General features: G+C 56.8%; 19 protein-coding genes. 11 read left to right on the top strand and 8 right to left on the bottom strand.

Annotated elements, in window-relative coordinates:
* Positions 1-255 precede the first annotated feature (255 nt).
* Together F3J31_RS03290 and F3J31_RS03285 are read left to right on the top strand one after the other, a co-directional pair.
* Complete coding sequence (locus F3J31_RS03290; RefSeq protein WP_045908199.1) at positions 256-1,839, top strand: MFS transporter; 1,584 nt, start codon at positions 256-258, stop codon at positions 1,837-1,839.
* A gap of 4 nt (positions 1,840-1,843) precedes the next feature.
* Complete coding sequence (locus tag F3J31_RS03285) at positions 1,844-2,983, top strand: glycoside hydrolase family 105 protein (protein ID WP_167212027.1); 1,140 nt, start codon at positions 1,844-1,846, stop codon at positions 2,981-2,983.
* 76 nt (positions 2,984-3,059) lie between these two features.
* On the opposite strand, the gene argS is transcribed toward F3J31_RS03285, so the two are convergent.
* Complete coding sequence (gene argS, locus F3J31_RS03280; protein ID WP_167211304.1) at positions 3,060-4,793, bottom strand: arginine--tRNA ligase; 1,734 nt, start codon at positions 4,791-4,793, stop codon at positions 3,060-3,062.
* A 239-nt stretch (positions 4,794-5,032) separates the two neighbouring features.
* On the opposite strand from argS, the gene F3J31_RS03275 reads away from it, so the two are divergent.
* On the top strand, positions 5,033-5,602 hold the full coding sequence (locus tag F3J31_RS03275) for a VOC family protein (RefSeq protein WP_167211301.1): 570 nt from the start codon (positions 5,033-5,035) through the stop codon (positions 5,600-5,602).
* Between the two features lie 69 nt (positions 5,603-5,671).
* Positions 5,672-6,415, top strand: a complete 744-nt coding sequence (cutC, locus tag F3J31_RS03270) for a copper homeostasis protein CutC (RefSeq protein WP_167211298.1) — start codon at positions 5,672-5,674, stop codon at positions 6,413-6,415.
* Positions 6,416-6,677: 262 nt separating this feature from the next.
* On the opposite strand, the gene cmoB is transcribed toward cutC, so the two are convergent.
* From cmoB to F3J31_RS03245, 5 genes are read right to left on the bottom strand one after another with little or no spacing between them, the layout of a single operon-like run.
* Positions 6,678-7,649 (bottom strand): tRNA 5-methoxyuridine(34)/uridine 5-oxyacetic acid(34) synthase CmoB, encoded by a 972-nt coding sequence (gene cmoB, locus F3J31_RS03265; RefSeq protein ID WP_045908203.1) that lies wholly within the window; start codon positions 7,647-7,649, stop codon positions 6,678-6,680.
* Complete coding sequence (gene cmoA / locus F3J31_RS03260) at positions 7,646-8,389, bottom strand: carboxy-S-adenosyl-L-methionine synthase CmoA (protein ID WP_045908204.1); 744 nt, start codon at positions 8,387-8,389, stop codon at positions 7,646-7,648. The genes cmoB and cmoA overlap by 4 nt, the downstream gene beginning before the upstream one ends.
* A gap of 40 nt (positions 8,390-8,429) precedes the next feature.
* Entirely contained in the window at positions 8,430-8,825 is a 396-nt protein-coding gene (locus tag F3J31_RS03255; protein ID WP_021240443.1) for an MAPEG family protein, read from the bottom strand.
* 51 nt (positions 8,826-8,876) lie between these two features.
* Entirely contained in the window at positions 8,877-9,695 is an 819-nt protein-coding gene (locus tag F3J31_RS03250) for a DUF72 domain-containing protein (protein ID WP_126533670.1), read from the bottom strand.
* Positions 9,692-10,258 carry a hydrolase gene (locus F3J31_RS03245; protein WP_167211295.1) on the bottom strand — a complete coding sequence of 189 codons (567 nt, stop codon included), beginning with the start codon at positions 10,256-10,258 and terminating at the stop codon, positions 9,692-9,694. Before F3J31_RS03245 ends, F3J31_RS03250 begins: the two co-directional genes overlap by 4 nt.
* Positions 10,259-10,521: 263 nt before the next feature.
* On the opposite strand from F3J31_RS03245, the gene aspS reads away from it, so the two are divergent.
* The 6 genes from aspS to ruvB all read left to right on the top strand — a co-directional run bounded on the left by aspS (position 10,522) and on the right by ruvB (position 15,777).
* Positions 10,522-12,294 carry an aspartate--tRNA ligase gene (aspS, locus tag F3J31_RS03240; protein ID WP_126533671.1) on the top strand — a complete coding sequence of 591 codons (1,773 nt, stop codon included), beginning with the start codon at positions 10,522-10,524 and terminating at the stop codon, positions 12,292-12,294.
* A gap of 1 nt (position 12,295) precedes the next feature.
* Positions 12,296-12,739, top strand: a complete 444-nt coding sequence (nudB, locus tag F3J31_RS03235) for a dihydroneopterin triphosphate diphosphatase (RefSeq protein ID WP_008500446.1) — start codon at positions 12,296-12,298, stop codon at positions 12,737-12,739.
* 27 nt (positions 12,740-12,766) lie between these two features.
* Positions 12,767-13,507: a YebC/PmpR family DNA-binding transcriptional regulator gene (locus F3J31_RS03230; RefSeq protein ID WP_008500447.1), complete on the top strand. Its 741-nt coding sequence runs from the start codon at positions 12,767-12,769 to the stop codon at positions 13,505-13,507.
* Positions 13,508-13,541: 34 nt separating this feature from the next.
* The gene (gene ruvC, locus F3J31_RS03225) at positions 13,542-14,063 is read left to right on the top strand and encodes a crossover junction endodeoxyribonuclease RuvC (RefSeq protein ID WP_003859749.1); all 522 of its coding nucleotides are present in this window, start codon (positions 13,542-13,544) and stop codon (positions 14,061-14,063) included.
* An 80-nt stretch (positions 14,064-14,143) separates the two neighbouring features.
* Positions 14,144-14,758: a Holliday junction branch migration protein RuvA gene (ruvA, locus tag F3J31_RS03220; protein WP_023617042.1), complete on the top strand. Its 615-nt coding sequence runs from the start codon at positions 14,144-14,146 to the stop codon at positions 14,756-14,758.
* An 8-nt stretch (positions 14,759-14,766) separates the two neighbouring features.
* Positions 14,767-15,777 carry a Holliday junction branch migration DNA helicase RuvB gene (gene ruvB, locus F3J31_RS03215; protein ID WP_008500449.1) on the top strand — a complete coding sequence of 337 codons (1,011 nt, stop codon included), beginning with the start codon at positions 14,767-14,769 and terminating at the stop codon, positions 15,775-15,777.
* 52 nt (positions 15,778-15,829) lie between these two features.
* On the opposite strand, the gene znuB is transcribed toward ruvB, so the two are convergent.
* Both znuB and znuC read right to left on the bottom strand, forming a co-directional pair.
* The gene (gene znuB / locus F3J31_RS03210) at positions 15,830-16,615 is read right to left on the bottom strand and encodes a zinc ABC transporter permease subunit ZnuB (protein WP_048029424.1); all 786 of its coding nucleotides are present in this window, start codon (positions 16,613-16,615) and stop codon (positions 15,830-15,832) included.
* Positions 16,612-17,367 carry a zinc ABC transporter ATP-binding protein ZnuC gene (gene znuC / locus F3J31_RS03205; protein ID WP_048029425.1) on the bottom strand — a complete coding sequence of 252 codons (756 nt, stop codon included), beginning with the start codon at positions 17,365-17,367 and terminating at the stop codon, positions 16,612-16,614. Before znuC ends, znuB begins: the two co-directional genes overlap by 4 nt.
* A 77-nt stretch (positions 17,368-17,444) precedes the next feature.
* Between znuC and znuA the strand changes: the two genes are divergently transcribed.
* The gene (gene znuA / locus F3J31_RS03200; protein WP_167212026.1) at positions 17,445-18,389 is read left to right on the top strand and encodes a zinc ABC transporter substrate-binding protein ZnuA; all 945 of its coding nucleotides are present in this window, start codon (positions 17,445-17,447) and stop codon (positions 18,387-18,389) included.
* Position 18,390 lies beyond the last annotated feature (1 nt).

Here is an 18,390-nt window from a genome sequence, read left to right as displayed (position 1 = left end):
CCTTTTCACCAGCCATCAGGCAATTTTGATGGCTGGCTCTCAAAACTGACCTCGCCTTTTGATCAAAAAGAAACGCTGTTTTATAAATCAGTGACGCGCGTAACCATACTCTTTGTATTTTTGCCATTCCCCCTCTTTGCAATGGCAGAAACAGAAAGGTATCAACAAGCCGATGCAATTACTGTAGCCGTATTAAAGCTCCCGGACGAGGCTTGCTTGCAGGGAGTCTCCCAAAACTGATTAGGGTTGACGGCAATGAAAACACGTAAAATTGGACTCGCGAATTATCTTGCGTACGGATCAGGCGATTTCCTTGGGGCGGGTACTACCGCCCTGACGGCGGCCTGGCTTTTATATTTTTATACCACCTTCTGCGGACTCTCACCGATCGAAGCAACGTTCATCTTTGCCGCGGCAAGGGTGCTGGATGCCGTGGTTAGCCCGTTAATGGGCTTTTTAACCGATAACTTCGGTACGACCTGGCTCGGTAAGCGCTTTGGCCGTCGTAAGTTCTTTATCCTGCTGGGTATTCCGTGCGTGTTCAGCTACTCGCTGATGTGGGTTGGGGACATGAGCTTCTGGTATTACCTACTGACCTATCTGGTGTTTGATATTGTCTACACCATGATTCTGGTGCCGTACGAAACGCTGGTGCCGGAAATGACTGACGACTTTAAACAGAAAACGAAGTTCTCCGGGGCGCGCATCTCTATGGCGCAGATGTCCGCCATTCTGGCCTCCTTCCTGCCGGGGATCCTGTTGACCCACTTCGGGAAAGACAACGCGGTTTCCTTCTTCTACGCAAGCCTGGTCTTTTCTGTGCTCTGCGCGCTGATGCTGACCTTCGTCTGGTGCTTCACCTGGGAGCGCCCGCGCGAAGAGTGGTCTGAAGCGGCGCTGCGTGCTGAAGAAGAGAAGAAGAAACTGACGCTGGGGCAGAGCCTCAACCGGCTGATCGTTGAGTTAAGCTCCACGCTGCGCATCAAAATTTTCCGTCAGCATCTGGGCATGTACCTCGGCGGCTATATCGCGCAGGACGTGTTTAACGCGGTATTCACCTACTACGTGGTGTTCGTGCTGATGCAGGAAGCGTCAATGGCGTCCAGTCTGCTGGGCACGATGGCTATCTTCCAGTTCATTGCGGTTATCGCCATGATCCCGCTGTGTATCCGCTTCGGGCCTGCACCGTCCTACCGCATGGTTGTGGTGCTGTTTGGCCTGGCGTCTCTCTCATACGCCGTACTCTATTATGCTGGCCTGAGCGACGTCTACGCTCTGCTGTTGCTGATCTCTGCGGTCGCAGGGCTGGGTCGTGGCGGTATCAACTACGTCCCATGGAATACCTACACCTACATTGCTGACGTGGATGAAGTGATCACCGGCCAGCGCCGCGAAGGGATTTTCGCGGGCATCATGACCCTGACCCGCAAGGCGTCGCAGGCCGGTGCGGTGATGCTGGTGGGCATCGTGATGCAGATGTCCGGCTTTGTCAGTGGTCAGAAAGTGCAGCCTGCAGAAGTGAGCCACACCATTTTGATGATCCTGAGCGTGGGCACCATCCTGGTGCTGTTCTGCGGCTTCCTTGTTTCCCTGCGCTTCAAACTCAATTTGCAAACCCACAGCACGCTGCGCGAGGAGACCGCGAAAATGCGTGAGAGTGGTCATGCGATGCCTGAGTCAGCGACGCCACACGCCCGCGCCACCGTCGAGATGCTGGCCGGTATGCCTTATGAGTCACTGTGGGGCAATAACAACATCGGTTATCTGAATCGCAATAAGCCAGCGGCACCTTCTCTCAAGGATCGCGCGGTACTGAATTCGACATACAACAGAGGTTAAGATGATGAAAGTTTGGCCTGTCAAACATAGCCCGTTATTACGTCAGCCAGAGCGCTTTATCGCCCGGGACGAGCTGAAATCGCTGATTCAAAAGGTGACGCATAATCTGGTCAATATCCGCGACAAAACGGGTGAATTTTTGCTGCGGCTGGACGACGGGCGCGTGATCGACACCAAAGGCTGGGCCGGATGGGAGTGGACGCACGGCGTTGGCCTGTATGGTATCTGGCAGTATTACTGCCAGACCGGCGACGAAGGTATGCGCGACATCATCGACAGCTGGTTTGCCGACCGCTTTGCGGAAGGCGCAACCACCAAAAACGTGAATACCATGTCGCCGTTCCTGACGCTCGCTTATCGTTACGAAGAGACCCAAAATCAGGCCTGGCTGCCGTGGCTGGAAAGCTGGGCGGAATGGGCGATGGCGGAGATGCCGCGCACTGAACACGGCGGGATGCAGCATATCACCCTGGCGGAAGAGAACCATCAGCAGATGTGGGACGACACGCTAATGATGACGGTGCTGCCGCTGGCGAAAATCGGCAAGCTGCTCAACAAACCGGAGTACGTTGAAGAGGCGGTGTATCAATTCCTGCTGCACGTGCAGAACCTGATGGACCGGGAGACCGGACTGTGGTTCCACGGCTGGAGCTATGACGGTAATCATAACTTTGCCCGTGCCCGCTGGGCGCGCGGCAACAGCTGGCTCACCATCGTGATCCCGGACTTCCTCGAACTGGTGGATCTGCCGGAAAACAACGCCGTGCGCCGCTACCTGGTGCAGGTATTGAACGCGCAGATTGCCGCGCTGGCGAAGTGTCAGGACGGGAGTGGTTTGTGGCACACGCTGCTTGACGATCCACATTCTTATCTTGAGGCGTCCGCCACGGCAGGGTTTGCCTACGGCATTCTGAAAGCCGTGCGCAAGCGCTATGTTGGCGCGGAGTATGCCGAAGTGGCAGAAAAAGCAATTCGCGGTATCGTCAGGAATATCTCGCCGGAAGGCGAGCTGTTGCAAACGTCGTTCGGCACGGGCATGGGGAGCGATCTTGAGTTTTATCGTCAGATCCCGCTGACCTCAATGCCGTATGGGCAGGCGATGGCGATACTGTGTCTGACGGAGTATTTGCGGAAATACTTCTGAACCTGTGAATATTCCCGGTGGCGCTGCGTTTACCGGGGCTACAAAACAAAACCCGGCTTGCGCCGGGTTTTTTGCATTACATACGTTCTACGGTTTCGATACCCAGGGTATCCAGACCCAGCTTCAGGGTCTTCGCCGTCAGCTGCGCCAGCTTCAGGCGGCTGTTGCGGACCGATTCATTCTCCGCGGAGAGAATAGGGCAGTGCTCGTAGAAGCCGGAGAACAGACCCGCGAGATCGTACAGGTAAGCGCACATCACGTGCGGCGTGCCGTCACGTGCGACCACGGTCAGCGTCTCTTCGAACTGCAGCAGACGCGCTGCCAGCTGTGCTTCACGATCTTCCGTGATGGTCACGGTGGCATTCGCCAGCACGCTTTCGTCGATATTGGCTTTACGGAAGACCGACAGCACGCGGGTATAGGCGTACTGCATGTATGGCGCCGTGTTGCCTTCAAACGCCAGCATATTATCCCAGTCGAAGATATAGTCGGTGGTACGGTTTTTGGACAGGTCAGCGTATTTCACCGCACCGATACCCACAGCGTTGGCCAGTTTTTCCAGCTCGTCGACCGGCATTTCCGGATTCTTCTCGGCCACCAGACGACGGGCGCGTTCCAGCGCTTCGTCCAGCAGGTCGGACAGTTTCACGGTTCCGCCCGCACGGGTTTTGAACGGCTTGCCGTCTTTGCCCAGCATCATGCCGAACATATGGTGTTCCAGCGGAACGCTGTCCGGCACGTAACCGGCTTTACGCACGATCGTCCACGCCTGCATCAGGTGCTGGTGCTGACGGGAGTCGATGTAGTATAGCACGCGGTCGGCATGCAGCGTTTCGTAACGGTATTTCGCACAGGCGATGTCGGTCGTGGTGTAGAGATAGCCGCCATCCTTTTTCTGGATGATCACGCCCATCGGTTCGCCTTCCTTGTTTTTGTACTCATCAAGGAACACAACCGTTGCGCCTTCGCTCTCAACCGCCAGGTTTTTCGCTTTCAGGTCAGCCACAATGCCGGGCAGCATTGGGTTATACAGGCTTTCACCCATCACGTCGTCACGGGTCAGGGTGACGTTCAGACGGTTATAGGTCAGCTGGTTCTGAGACATGGTGATGTCAACCAGCTTGCGCCACATCTCGAGGAAGTATTGATCGCCGCCCTGCAGTTTTACCACGTAGCTGCGCGCGCGCTCGGCAAAGGCTTCGTCTTCGTCGTAGTGTTTTTTGGCTTCGCGATAGAACCCTTCCAGGTCCGCCAGCGCCATTTCGCCCGCGTTTTCCTGCTGCTGTTTTTCCAGGTAAGCAATCAGCATCCCGAACTGGGTACCCCAGTCGCCCACGTGGTTCGCGCGGATCACCTTGTGACCGAGGAACTCGAGCGTACGCACCGCGGCATCACCGATGATGGTGGAGCGCAGGTGGCCAACGTGCATCTCTTTCGCCACGTTCGGGGCAGAGTAGTCGATCACGACGGTCTGCGCTTCCGGCTGGGAAACACCCAGACGGTCAGATTTCAGCGCCGCGTCAACGTGGCTTGCCAGGAAGGCAGGCTCAAGGAAGATGTTGATAAAGCCCGGGCCGGCGATTTCGGTTTTGCTGGCAATGCCGGCGAGATCCAGATGCGTCAGTACCTGCTCAGCGAGCTGTCGCGGCGGCATGCCCAGTTTTTTAGCCACAGCCATCACGCCATTAGCCTGATAGTCGCCAAACTGTACTTTTGCTGACTGACGAACCTGCGGTTCGCAATCCGCAGGCGCACCTGCGGCAATCAGTGCCTGACTGACTTTTTCGGAGAGAAGAGCCTGAATATTCACCTGGATACCTTACTTTTTTGATGCGGGCTCACAACCACCCGCGCCAGTTAGAGAATTTAGGGCGGGAGTATACTGCAAATGCCTTCTGCCGTCAGCATCGCGGGGTCTGAAGATTGCTCAGAATCCAGGCTAAGAAGGTGTGCATAAACATGCAGTCATAAAAAGCCGGATTCTGCGGTTGGTCAAAACAGGGCAACAGAGTAAATTAGCGGCTTTGCGACACGAAAAGAGAGTGACTTATGGCGAACTGGCAATCCATTGACGAACTGCATGATATTTCCGCAGATTTACCGCGCTTCACCCAGGCGTTCACAGAACTTGCCACCCGTCTGGGTCTGGATATTGCGCCGCTTGAGGCCGATCACATCTCTTTGCGCTGCCATCAAAATGCCACCGCAGAGCGCTGGCGTCGTGGGTTCGAACAGTGCGGCGAGTTACTGTCCGAGAACATCATTAACGGTCGGCCTATTTGCCTGTTCAGGCTGCGTGAGCCGGTGAACGTGGCCCACTGGCAATTCACCGTGGTTGAACTGCCGTGGCCGGGCGAGAAGCGCTATCCGCACGAAGGGTGGGAGCACATCGAGATTGTCCTGCCGGGCGAGCCGGAGACATTGAACGCGCGTGCGCTGGCCCTGTTAGCTGACGAAGGCTTAAGCCAGCCAGGGATTTTTGTGAAGACCAGTTCACCCAAAGGTGAGCGCGAGCGATTACCGAATCCGACGCTGGCCGTCACGGACGGGAACGTCACGGTGAAGTTTCATCCCTGGACCATTGAGCAGATCGTTGCCAGTGAAGCGCAAGAGATGTGAGTTCCCGCCGGGACTGAAAGCGGAAGGCATGTCATGATGGCGCGTTTGGTGGGAGTAAAGGAGGATTAAATGGCGCTGCTGGAGATTTGCTGTTACAGCGTGGAGTGCGCCGTCACCGCGCAAAAACACGGGGCTGACCGCATTGAACTGTGTACGGCACCCAAAGAGGGCGGGCTGACGCCTTCTTACGGCGTGCTGAGGGCCGCCCGTCAGGCCGTCACCATTCCCGTTCACCCGATTATTCGTCCGCGCGGCGGTGATTTTTGTTACACGGCGGGCGAGTTCGGTGCCATGCTTGAAGACATCGCCCTCGTTCGCGACCTGGGGTTCCCGGGGCTGGTCACCGGCCTGCTGGATGAAGACGGTAATATCGACCTCCCGCGCATGCGTCAGGTCATGAGCGCCGCGAAGGGGCTGGCCGTCACGTTTCATCGCGCATTTGATATGTGTAAAGATCCGCTTCAGGCCTTTGAAACGCTTGGAGAACTTGGTGTGGCGCGCGTTCTGACCTCGGGTCAACAGGCGTCCGCAGAAAAAGGAATGCAATTAATTACGGAACTAAACGCACATTCCCGCGTTCCAATAATAATGGCGGGTGCGGGAGTCCGTGCCAGCAATCTGGAACTGTTTTTAAACGCCGGGGTAAAAGAGCTGCACAGCTCGGCAGGCAAATGGATGCCGTCACCCATGCGTTATCGCAATACAGGATTGTCTATGTCGACGGATGCTGAAGCGGATGAGTATTCACGCTACGGTGTCGAGGGAGAGTCGGTTGCGGAAATGAAGTCGCTGATTGAGCGCCATCACGTGTAGCAACGTACCGATTTTTACCGCGCATCATGTCGCCCAATATGATGCTTGCTTGTACCAGGCCCCTGCAAATTACACAGGGGCCTTTTTTTCTCCTTCATATTTCAAGCCGCAGCCGCGTTGGCCGCCTCGCTCACCCCGGTCACTTACTGATGTAAGCTCCCGGGGATTCGCTGCGTTGCCGCCTTGCTGCAACTTGAACTATTTTGGAGAAAACGTGCGACGCGTAGGCCGGGTAAGGCGCAGCCGCCACCCGGCTAACAGGCTACGGCTTTGTCGCTATCAGCACCGCACGCATCGGGGCCGGATAGCCTTCAATGGTTTTGCTGTGATCGGTCGGGTCGAGGAACTGCTCCAGCGATTCGGTGATCATCCAGTCGGTGCGGCGCTGCTCTTCGATTGAGGTCACGCTGACATCGGCAATCCGCACGTCCACAAACCCGCATTTCTCCAGCCAGTTCTTCAGCGCCAGCGCAGAAGGGATGAAGTAAACGTTGCGCATCTGCGCGTAGCGATCGCCCGGCACCAGAACGGCATGTTCATCCCCTTCGATGACCAGCGTTTCCAGCACCAGCTCGCCGCCGCTGACCAGCTGATCTTTCAGTTGCCACAGGTGCTCCAGCGGGGAACGACGGTGGTACAGCACGCCCATGGAGAACACGGTATCAAACGCTTTCAGAGCGGGCAGTTGCTCAATACCCAGCGGCAGCAGGTGGGCGCGCTGGTCGTTACCCAGCAGCTTACGTACCGCTTCAAACTGGCACAGGAACAGCTGCATCGGGTCAATACCCACCGCCAGATGCGCACCCGCGCCAATCATGCGCCACATGTGGTAACCGCTGCCGCAGCCCACGTCCAGAATGGTGCGCCCGGTCAGGTCGGAAAGGTGGGGCAGAACGCGATCCCATTTCCAGTCTGAGCGCCATTCGGTATTGATGTTCACGCCGTACAGCGAGAACGGCCCTTTGCGCCACGGCATCAGGTTGCGCATCAGCGTTTCGATGCGGTTGATCTGTCCTGGCGGAAGCGGTTCTTCACTCTCTGCGGTGACGCTGTGCAGGAGATCCAGACGATGCGGGGTCAGCTCGGGCAGAAACTCCACCGCATTCGCCCACTGCTTTAACAGGCCGTGCTGCTGATCGCGCTGCCAGGCGGCAATCTGTGCAGGCAGCGTCTCAAGCCAGTGTGAGAGCTGATTTTTAGCAATCAACTGATAGAAGTTACTGAACTCGATCATGCCGGTTTCCCCGCTTTCAGCGCCACCAGCGAACCAAAGTTGAAGCACTGGAACCACAGTTCGCTATGCTCAAATCCGGCCTGACGCAGGCGCGCCTTGTGGGTTTCTACGGAGTCCGTCAGCATCACGTTTTCGAGCATGCTGCGCTTCTGGCTGATCTCCAGCTCGCTGTAGCCGTTCGCACGCTTGAAATCGTGGTGCATATTGAACAGTAGCTCGCCAACCTCGGCATCTTCAAAACTGAATTTCTCTGAGAGCACCAGCGCGCCGCCAGGATTCAGCCCCTGATAAATTTTGTCCAGCAGCAGCTGGCGGTCTTCCGGCACCAGGAACTGCAGCGTGAAATTCAGCACGACCATCGACGCGTTAGTGATCTCAATCTCGCGGATATCGCCTTCCACCACGTCCACTGGCACAGGGGCTTTGTAGGCGTCAATATGACGACGGCAGCGTTCAACCATCGCCGGGGAGTTATCGACGGCTATGATTCGGCAGCCTTCGTGGTGAACGTTACGACGAACCGACAGCGTTGCCGCGCCGAGCGAGCAGCCCAGGTCATAGACCTGCGTGCCGGGTTGAACGAAGCGCTCAGCCAGCATGCCGATCATAGAGATAATATTGGAATAACCGGGAACAGAGCGCTGGATCATATCCGGGAAGACTTCGGCTACCCGTTCATCGAAGGTCCAGTCGCCCAGGCTGGCGATAGGCGCGGAAAAAAGCGTGTCGCGATCTGACATAACGTAAAAATCCGGGAAAAATAAAGTGGCGTATTGTGCGCTAATGGAGGGAGAAAACCAACTCCCACGGCATATACCACAGGTTAGCCAGCACCATCAGCAAAAGTGAACACCAGGTCGCACTCATGCCGGAACGACGCCAGCGGATTAAGCGGTGGTGAAAACCGTAATAGTGCATCAGGCGGCCAGCGATAAGCAGCAGGCCACAGATGTGCACCATCCAGGTTTCTGCGCCATTCATCTCCATAAACAGCAGCAGGATTAAGGCCGCGGGGATGTATTCGACCGCATTGCCGTGAATGCGGATTGCGCTTTGCAGCTCGGAAAATCCTCCGTCACCGTAGGAGACGCGGTAGAGCGTTCTGAGGCGCACAACATCAAATGAAAATTTAATCAGCAGTAATGCACCTAACACCGCATACAGCGCGCTGACCATACAAACTCCCTGTTTTTGGCAGATGGCACTTCACTATGATAGGGGGTGATATCAGAAAAGAGAAGATTGTTGTGGGATGGAAGGGGCGCAGCCCACGGACGGCACTGCAGTCTGCAAGGCCTGCCACAGAGCATCGACCAGTTCGGGGGCCTGGGCAATATCCGGCGTGTGCAAAAAGAGATACGGCGTGGTGGTGTGTTCCCACGAGGCCAGTTTTTCCAGCCAGACGGCGAACAGCGCCTGGTTTTGCGGCATGTTATCGCTGCCGATAAACCTGACCATGGGGTTCTGCGCGGTCACCACAGCATGAACGGGCACTTTTGGCTTTTTACGCTGCGCCTCAATGATGGCCTCACTGTGCGGTATCGCGCTGTGCACCGGACGGCTATCGAGGATCACCCGGTTAACGGAGCGCTCGAGAAGGCCGCGGTTGAGCGCTTTTTCTGCTTCGCCCTTCGCAAAGAAGTCCTGGTGTCGAACTTCCACGCCGTACGTAAACTCCCGGGGCAGGGCGTCCAGAAACGTCCACAGTGCGGGCAGGTCGCGCGGGCCAAAGACGGCCGGAAGCTGCAGCCAGTACTGGCCAATGCGGTTTGCCAGAGGCGCCATCCGGGCAAAGAATTCGTCGGTCAACTCACCGCAGTTTCGCAGCGCGGCCTGGTGAGAAATGGTCGCCGGAAACTTGAAGCAGAAGCGGAAGTCGTCGGTCGTTTGTTCCCGCCAGCGCGCAACAATCTCGGCTTTCGGGAGCGCATAGAGGGTAGTGTTACCCTCGACGCAGTTGAAGTGTCGGGCATACTCTTCAAGGCTGGTGATGCCAAGGCGCACCCATTTCGGGTGCGACCACTGGGGTAAACCGACATACATCATAGCGCGCTGACAATCTCATCCGTGCTGCGCACGCGGCCGATGCGCGGGAAGATGTGGGTCATGCTGCCCTGGTGCTGTTCCGCGGAGGCCGCGCTGCAGGCATCTTCGGCGATCACCAGATTAAAACCGAGCTCCCACGCGTTGCGGGCAGTCGATTCCACGCCGATGTTGGTGGAAATACCGCACAGGATAATGGTGTCAATGCCGCGACGGCGGAGCTGCAGCTCAAGATCGGTGCCGTAAAATGCGCCCCACTGGCGTTTGGTGACTTCGATGTCGCTGTCGCGTTTGCCAAGCGAGACCGGGTACGTCCACCAGTTTTCCGGCAGGGCTCGCGCGGGTGCCTGCGCATCAACGGGCTGTTTTAACGCTTCGGCGTAATCCGCAGACCAGCCGACGCGCACCATGACAACCGGGGCACCGCTGGAGCGGCATTTTTCCGCCAGGCGGGCGGCGCGGCTTACTACATCGTCCGCGGTATGCGGGCCACCGGCGAAGGGCAAAATGCCTTCCTGTAAATCAATGACTACAAGCGCGGTTTTTCTGGCATCAAGGGTTAACATCGTTACTCCCGTTAAATTAATCACTTCCAGACACCATACGACGTGATGGCCTGTTATTGGTCGCATAATTTTGTTAATTTTTGTGAGAATGCGCAATAAGAGTGCAGCAAACGACCGCCTGGCCGTGGTTCGCTCTTATCGTCCGGCGGAATTTCCAGTATAATAGCCGCCTTTTTTCATCCAGTTGTGACATACAGAAAGCTGCGACATAGTAGCCTGCATACCAGGCGACATTTAGCCTGCGGCTAATTAAGGGATATCTCATGCGTACAGAATATTGCGGGCAGCTGCGTCAGTCCCACGTCGGACAGCAGGTCACCCTGTGTGGTTGGGTCAATCGTCGTCGTGATCTTGGTAGCCTTATCTTCATCGATATGCGCGACCGCGAAGGTATCGTTCAGGTGTTCTTCGATCCGGATCGCGCAGATGCGTTGAAGCTGGCCTCTGAGCTGCGTAATGAGTTCTGCATTCAGGTCACCGGCACCGTACGTGCGCGTGACGAGAAAAACGTTAACGCCGACATGGCGACGGGGGCCATTGAAGTGCTGGCGTCCGATCTGACGATCATCAACCGTGCTGAAGCGCTGCCGCTGGACTCCAACCACGTCAACACCGAAGAAGCGCGTCTGAAATACCGCTACCTGGATCTGCGTCGCCCGGAAATGGCTCAGCGCCTGAAAACCCGTGCGAAAATCACCAGCCTGGTGCGTCGCTTTATGGATGACCATGGTTTCCTGGATATCGAAACCCCGATGCTGACCAAAGCCACGCCGGAAGGCGCGCGCGATTACCTGGTGCCATCCCGCGTTCATAAAGGCAAGTTCTACGCGCTGCCGCAGTCTCCACAGCTGTTCAAACAGCTGCTGATGATGTCCGGATTCGATCGCTACTATCAGATCGTGAAATGCTTCCGCGACGAAGACCTGCGTGCTGACCGCCAGCCTGAATTTACCCAGATCGATGTGGAAACCTCCTTCATGACCGCCGAGCAGGTGCGTGAAGTGATGGAAGCTCTGGTGCGTAGCCTGTGGAATGACGTGAAAGGCGTTGAGCTGGGCGATTTCCCAATCATGACCTTCGCGGAAGCCGAGCGTCGCTATGGCTCTGACAAACCAGACCTGCGTAACCCAATGGAGCTGGTAGACGTAGCTGATCTGGTTAAAAACGTGGAGTTCGCGGTATTCGCGGGCCCGGCTAACGACGTCAAAGGCCGCGTAGCAGCGCTGCGTGTACCGGGCGGCGCGGCTCTGAGCCGTAAGCAGATCGACGACTACGGTAACTTCATCAAGATCTACGGCGCGAAAGGTCTGGCCTATATTAAAGTGACCGAGCGCGCGAAAGGTCTTGAAGGTATCACCAGCCCGGTCGCGAAATTCCTGAACGCAGACATCGTGGAAGCGATCCTGGAGCGCACCGGCGCGCAGGACGGCGACATGATCTTCTTCGGTGCAGACAACAAGAAAGTCGTTGCGGATGCGATGGGCGCGCTGCGTCTGAAGCTCGGCAAAGACCTGAACCTGACCGACGAGAGCAAATGGGCGCCGCTGTGGGTTATCGACTTCCCAATGTTTGAAGACGACGGTGAAGGCGGCCTGACCGCGATGCACCACCCGTTCACCTCGCCAAAAGAGATGACGGCGGCAGAGCTGAAAGCGGCACCGGAAGAGGCGGTCGCCAACGCCTACGATATGGTCATTAACGGCTACGAAGTGGGCGGCGGTTCCGTGCGTATTCACAGCGGTGAAATGCAGCAGACCGTGTTCGGCATCCTGGGCATCAACGAGCAGGAGCAGCGTGAGAAATTCGGCTTCCTGCTGGACGCGCTGAAATACGGTACGCCTCCGCACGCGGGTCTGGCCTTCGGTCTTGACCGTCTGACCATGCTGCTGACCGGCACCGATAACATCCGTGATGTGATCGCCTTCCCGAAAACCACTGCCGCCGCGTGTCTGATGACCGAAGCGCCAAGCTTTGCCAACCCGGCCGCACTGGCTGAGCTGGGCATTGAGGTGGTTAAGAAGGAAGAGAAAAACTGATATGACATATAAGCTCCCCGTTTCGGTCCTGGTGGTCATTTATGCAGAAGACACGAAGCGGGTGCTGATGTTGCAGCGGCGCGATGACCCTGAATTCTGGCAGTCGGTTACCGGCAGTCTGGAAGAGGGGGAAACCGCGCCGCAGGCCGCCGCGCGTGAAGTAAAGGAAGAGGTCGCCATTGACGTTGCCCGCGAGCAACTGACCCTGAAGGACTGTCAGCGCACGGTGGAGTTTGAAATTTTTAGCCATTTACGTCATCGCTACGCGCCGGGTACCGAGCGCAATACGGAATCGTGGTTCTGTCTCGCGCTCCCCCATGAACGGGAGATCGTGTTTACCGAACACCTGACCTACCGCTGGGTGAATGCGGCGGATGCCGCCGCACTGACCAAGTCGTGGAGCAACCGGCAGGCGATTGAAGAATTTGTAATTAACGCAGCCTGAAAAGGCGCGATTTTTGGAGAACTTTTTATGGCAGGTCATAGTAAGTGGGCCAACACCAAACACCGCAAAGCGGCACAGGATGCCAAGCGCGGTAAGATCTTTACCAAAATCATTCGCGAGCTGGTGACGGCCGCGCGTCTGGGCGGCGGTGACCCGGCTTCTAACCCGCGTCTGCGCGCGGCGGTGGATAAAGCGCTGTCCAACAACATGACGCGTGACACCCTGAACCGTGCTATCGCACGTGGCGTGGGCGGCGACGAAGACGCGAACATGGAAACCATCATCTATGAAGGTTACGGTCCTGGCGGTACGGCGGTAATGGTTGAGTGCCTGTCCGACAACCGTAACCGTACCGTTGCGGAAGTGCGCCACGCATTCACCAAAACCGGTGGCAACCTGGGCACTGACGGTTCCGTTGCATACCTGTTCAGCAAAAAAGGCGTCATCTCTTTCGAGAAAGGCGACGAAGATGCGATCATGGAAGCGGCGCTGGAAGCCGGTGCTGAAGACGTGGTGACCTTTGACGACGGTGCTATCGACGTTTACACCGCGTGGGAAGAGATGGGTGCCGTGCGCGATGCGCTGGAAGCGGCTGGCCTGAAAGCGGACAATGCGGAAGTCTCCATGATCCCGTCCACCAAAGCGGACATGGATGCGGAAACCGCACCAAAACTGCTGCGTCTGATCGACATGCTCGAAGACTGCGACGACGTGCAGGAAGTGTACCACAACGGTGAAATCTCTGATGAGGTTGCAGCGACTCTCTGATGAGAGCGTGTAGATCCGTTACAGGAGACGCGTGATGTCGATTATTCTCGGGATTGACCCAGGCTCACGCGTCACCGGGTATGGCGTTATCCGTCAGGTGGGACGCCAGTTAACCTACCTCGGCAGCGGCTGTATTCGCACCAAAGTGGACGATCTGCCTTCGCGCCTGAAGCTCATTTATGCGGGCGTGTCGGAGATCATCACCCAGTTTCAGCCGGACTATTTCGCCATCGAGCAGGTCTTTATGGCGAAAAACGCCGATTCGGCGCTAAAGCTCGGTCAGGCGCGTGGAGTGGCCATCGTGGCTGCGGTAAACCAGGATTTGCCGGTATTTGAATACGCGGCACGTCAGGTCAAGCAGACGGTGGTGGGCATCGGTAGCGCGGAGAAAAGTCAGGTGCAGCACATGGTGCGGACCCTGCTGAAGCTCCCTGCAAACCCGCAGGCTGACGCCGCGGATGCGCTGGCGATTGCGATTACCCATTGTCACGTCAGCCAGAACGCGATGCAAATGAGCGAGTCGCGGCTCAATCTGGCGCGAGGCAGGTTACGATAATGACAAATCAGGCTGGATGTTTATCCAGCCTTTTTTTATTATGTCGGCAGTTAATTTCTTCCAGAACGCAGGAGCGTCACGTGATAGGCAGACTCAGAGGCATCATCATTGAAAAACAACCCCCGTTAGTGCTGCTGGAAGTGGGTGGCGTGGGCTATGAAGTCCATATGCCGATGACCTGCTTCTACGAGCTGCCGGACGCGGGCAAAGAGGCGATCGTCTTTACTCAGTTTGTGGTGCGTGAAGATGCTCAACTGCTGTACGGCTTCAACAACAAACAGGAACGCACGCTGTTCCGCGAGCTGATTAAAACCAACGGCGTCGGACCAAAGCTGGCGCTGGCGATCTTATCCGGCATGTCAGCGCCACAGTTTGTGAATGCCGTTGAGCGTGAAGATCCTGCGGCACTGATTAAGCTTCCCGGTATTGGTAAGAAAACGGCAGAGCGCCTGATTGTCGAGATGAAAGACCGTTTCAAAGGCCTGCATGGCGATCTCTTCACGCCGGCGGCCGATCTGGTGTTGACCTCCCCAGGCGCGCCTGCGACGGATGATGACGCCGAGCAGGAAGCGGTTGCCGCGCTGGTGGCGCTGGGCTATAAACCTCAGGAGGCCAGCCGCATGGTAAGTAAAATTGCCAAACCGGATGCCAGCAGTGAAACCCTGATTCGTGAAGCGCTGCGCGCTGCATTGTGAGGTAAAGGATGATTGAAGCAGACCGCCTGGTTTCGGCAGGCACTGTTCAGGCAGAGGATGTGGTGGATCGCGCGATTCGCCCAAAACTGCTTGATGAGTACATTGGCCAGCCGCAGGTTCGTTCCCAGATGGAGATTTTTATCCAGGCGGCAAAACTGCGCGGCGATGCGCTCGATCACCTGCTGATTTTTGGCCCTCCGGGGTTGGGCAAAACCACGCTGGCGAATATCGTCGCTAATGAAATGGGCGTAAACCTGCGTACCACCTCCGGCCCGGTGCTGGAGAAAGCGGGCGATTTGGCAGCTATGCTGACCAACCTCGAACCGCATGACGTGCTGTTTATCGATGAGATCCACCGTCTGTCACCGGTGGTGGAGGAAGTGCTCTATCCGGCGATGGAAGATTATCAGCTGGATATCATGATTGGTGAAGGTCCGGCGGCACGCTCCATCAAAATCGATCTGCCGCCGTTTACCCTGATTGGCGCAACAACGCGAGCCGGGTCGTTGACCTCTCCACTGCGCGACCGTTTCGGGATCGTGCAGCGTCTGGAGTTTTACCAGGTGGCCGACCTCCAGCACATCGTTGGCCGCAGCGCCCGCTATATGGGGCTGGAGATGAGCGAAGAGGGGGCGTTTGAAGTGGCGAAGCGTTCCCGCGGTACGCCGCGTATCGCCAACCGCCTGCTGCGCCGCGTGCGTGACTTTGCTGAGGTGAAGCACAACGGTTCGATCTCCGCAGAGATCGCCGCGCAGGCGCTGGATATGCTTAACGTCGATGCCGAAGGTTTTGACTACATGGACCGCAAGCTGCTGCTGGCGGTGCTGGACAAGTTCTTTGGTGGCCCGGTCGGCCTGGATAACCTGGCGGCGGCAATCGGGGAAGAGCGTGAAACCATTGAGGATGTGCTTGAACCGTATCTGATCCAGCAGGGCTTCCTGCAGCGCACACCGCGTGGACGTATGGCTACGGTGCGGGCGTGGAATCATTTCGGCATTACGCCACCGGCAATGCCGTAAGCAGCGATAATTTGTAGCCCCGGTAAGCGAAGCGCCACCGGGGACATGTCCACTACTGCGCGGTCTTCTTCATCATACTGAAGATAAACAGCACCGCCGCACTCAGCACCACGGACGGCCCGGCAGGCGTGTCATAGAACGCCGAGAAGGTGAGTCCACCCGTTACCGCAATCATTCCGACAATCACGGCCACACCGGCCATCTGCTCCGGCGTACGGGCAAAACGACGCGCCGTAGCCGCAGGGATGATCAGCAGCGACGTAATAATCAGCGCGCCGACAAACTTCATCGCCACGCCAATGGTTAACGCCGTTACCAGCATCAGCAGCAGCTTAACGCGCTGCAGCTTCACGCCGTCGACAAACGCCAGGTCCGGGCTGACGGTCATGGCCAGCAGGTTACGCCACTGCCAGAGCAGAATGCCGAGCACCACCACAACGCCAATCGCGATAGCGATGAGATCGTCTGGCGTGACGGCCAGCAGGTCACCGAACAGGTAAGCCATCAGATCCACGCGGATATTCGACATCAGGCTGACCACCACCAGGCCCAGCGACAGGGCACTGTGCGCCATGATGCCAAGCAGGGTATCGATGGCGAGGTGAGGGCGCTTTTCCAGCCAGACCAGACCGGCCGCCAGCAGCAGCGTGACCACAATCACCGCGTAGAACGGGTTGACGTTCAGCAGCAGGCCAAAAGCCACGCCCAGCAGGGACGCGTGCGCCAGGGTATCACCGAAGTAAGACATTCTGCGCCACACCACAAACGAGCCGAGCGGGCCCGCGGCGCAGGCAAGCATAATCCCGGCCAGCCAGCCGGGCAGTAACAGTTCAATCATGAGTGTCCATTTCCCCGACGCAGAACGATTCGTCCCTGCAAATCATGGCGATGATTATGATGATGGCGATAGATGCCGAGCTGTTCAGCGCCGCGAGGGCCGAACATAGAGATAAATTCCGGGTGCATGGAGACCACTTCAGGCGTGCCGGAGCAGCAGATATGGTGGTTAAGACACAGCACTTCGTCAGTCTTTGCCATCACCAGATGCAGGTCGTGGGATACCATCAGCACCGCGCAGTTCAGTTCCCGGCGCAGCTGGTCAATGAGGTCGTATAGCGCGACCTGGCCGTTGACGTCTACACCCTGCGTCGGCTCATCCAGTACCAGCAGCTGCGGGCTGCTGAGCAACGCGCGGGCAAGTAAAACGCGCTGCGTTTCTCCGCCGGACAGTTTTTGCAGCGGCGCATCGACAAGATGGCCCGCCTGCACGCGCTTCAGCGCCGGGAGAATATCGGCTTTACGCGTGCCGGGACGCAGGCGCAGGAAACGGCTCACCGTCAGCGGCAGTGTGGCGTCGAGGTGCAGTTTTTGCGGCACATAGCCGATGCGCAATTTTTCCTCGCGCGTGATCACGCCTTCATCGGGTGCGACCAGACCCAGCACCACACGTACCAGAGTGGATTTGCCTGCGCCATTGGGGCCGAGCAGCGTCAGAATTTTGCCGGGCTTCAGATCGAGCGACACGTCAGAGAGGACGCGGCGCTGACCAAATGAGACCGAAATATTTTCAAGGGAAACCAATGTCGTCATGTCATTTTAAGCTTGAAGAAGTCAACGAATGTTATAATATCACATTCCACGCATTCACTACGATGATTAGTCGCATTATGTTACATAAAAATACGCTTCTTTTCGCAGCATTATCCGCTGCCCTTTGGGGTACAACCGCACAAGATGTTAACGCTGCGGTTGTCGCTTCGCTTAAACCACTCGGGTTCATCGCGTCAGCCATTGCTGACGGGGTAACAGAAACCCAGGTTCTGCTCCCGGATGGTGCATCGGAGCATGATTATTCCCTGCGCCCTTCCGATGTAAAACGCTTACAAAACGCGGACTTAGTTGTCTGGATCGGTCCGGAAATGGAAGCGTTTATGCAGAAGTCAGCAAAACAGGTGGCGGGTGAAAAACAGGTCGCGATTGTCGACCTCCCCGGCGTGAAACCGTTACTCATGAAAGGGGCGGATGACGACGGCGACGAACATGACCATCATGCTGCCGACGGTGAAAAAGGTGATGGAGATCACCATCACGGCGAGTACAACATGCATCTTTGGTTATCCCCAGAGATAGCGCGGCTTTCAGCGGTTGCAATCCATGACAAATTAGTGGAACTTATGCCGCAAAGTCGAGCCAAACTAGACGCCAACCTGAAGGATTTTGAGGCACAATTAGCCGCAACCGATAAGCAGGTTGGTAATGAGCTCGCACCGTTGAAAGGAAAAGGGTATTTCGTTTTTCATGACGCCTACGGCTATTACGAAAAACACTACGGTTTGACCCCGCTGGGTCATTTTACCGTCAACCCTGAAATTCAACCTGGTGCGCAGCGTTTACATGAAATCAGAACACAGCTGGTTGAGCAAAAAGCGACATGCGTTTTTGCTGAGCCACAGTTCAGGCCAGCGGTCGTAGAAGCCGTGGCCAGGGGGACATCCGTGCGCATGGGGACCCTTGACCCGCTAGGAACGAATATCCAGTTGAGCAAAGCGAGCTATTCTCAGTTCCTCAGCCAACTGGCGAACCAGTATGCGAGCTGCCTGAAAGGAGATTAAC

The sequence above is a fragment of the Enterobacter sp. Acro-832 genome, from assembly GCF_011752745.1.
In the GTDB taxonomy this organism is placed as follows: Bacteria; Pseudomonadota; Gammaproteobacteria; order Enterobacterales; family Enterobacteriaceae; genus Enterobacter; species Enterobacter quasiroggenkampii.
The sequence above is the reverse complement of the archived record's forward strand: the minus strand, read 5'-3'. Positions and strand labels throughout refer to the sequence as shown.

What these genes read in the sequence shown, in the direction of transcription:
- ruvB (WP_008500449.1), top strand. Translation starts at nt 14,767, where the DNA reads ATGATTGAAGCAGACCGCCTGGTTTCGGCAGGCACTGTTCAGGCAGAG.
- F3J31_RS03285 (WP_167212027.1), top strand. Translation starts at nt 1,844, where the DNA reads ATGAAAGTTTGGCCTGTCAAACATAGCCCGTTATTACGTCAGCCAGAG.
- ruvC (WP_003859749.1), top strand. Translation starts at nt 13,542, where the DNA reads ATGTCGATTATTCTCGGGATTGACCCAGGCTCACGCGTCACCGGGTAT.
- nudB (WP_008500446.1), top strand. Translation starts at nt 12,296, where the DNA reads ATGACATATAAGCTCCCCGTTTCGGTCCTGGTGGTCATTTATGCAGAA.
- aspS (WP_126533671.1), top strand. Translation starts at nt 10,522, where the DNA reads ATGCGTACAGAATATTGCGGGCAGCTGCGTCAGTCCCACGTCGGACAG.
- cmoB (WP_045908203.1), bottom strand. Translation starts at nt 7,649, where the DNA reads ATGATCGAGTTCAGTAACTTCTATCAGTTGATTGCTAAAAATCAGCTC.
- F3J31_RS03245 (WP_167211295.1), bottom strand. Translation starts at nt 10,258, where the DNA reads ATGTTAACCCTTGATGCCAGAAAAACCGCGCTTGTAGTCATTGATTTA.
- znuA (WP_167212026.1), top strand. Translation starts at nt 17,445, where the DNA reads ATGTTACATAAAAATACGCTTCTTTTCGCAGCATTATCCGCTGCCCTT.
- F3J31_RS03275 (WP_167211301.1), top strand. Translation starts at nt 5,033, where the DNA reads ATGGCGAACTGGCAATCCATTGACGAACTGCATGATATTTCCGCAGAT.
- F3J31_RS03230 (WP_008500447.1), top strand. Translation starts at nt 12,767, where the DNA reads ATGGCAGGTCATAGTAAGTGGGCCAACACCAAACACCGCAAAGCGGCA.
- F3J31_RS03255 (WP_021240443.1), bottom strand. Translation starts at nt 8,825, where the DNA reads ATGGTCAGCGCGCTGTATGCGGTGTTAGGTGCATTACTGCTGATTAAA.
- cutC (WP_167211298.1), top strand. Translation starts at nt 5,672, where the DNA reads ATGGCGCTGCTGGAGATTTGCTGTTACAGCGTGGAGTGCGCCGTCACC.
- cmoA (WP_045908204.1), bottom strand. Translation starts at nt 8,389, where the DNA reads ATGTCAGATCGCGACACGCTTTTTTCCGCGCCTATCGCCAGCCTGGGC.
- znuB (WP_048029424.1), bottom strand. Translation starts at nt 16,615, where the DNA reads ATGATTGAACTGTTACTGCCCGGCTGGCTGGCCGGGATTATGCTTGCC.
- znuC (WP_048029425.1), bottom strand. Translation starts at nt 17,367, where the DNA reads ATGACGACATTGGTTTCCCTTGAAAATATTTCGGTCTCATTTGGTCAG.
- F3J31_RS03250 (WP_126533670.1), bottom strand. Translation starts at nt 9,695, where the DNA reads ATGATGTATGTCGGTTTACCCCAGTGGTCGCACCCGAAATGGGTGCGC.
- F3J31_RS03290 (WP_045908199.1), top strand. Translation starts at nt 256, where the DNA reads ATGAAAACACGTAAAATTGGACTCGCGAATTATCTTGCGTACGGATCA.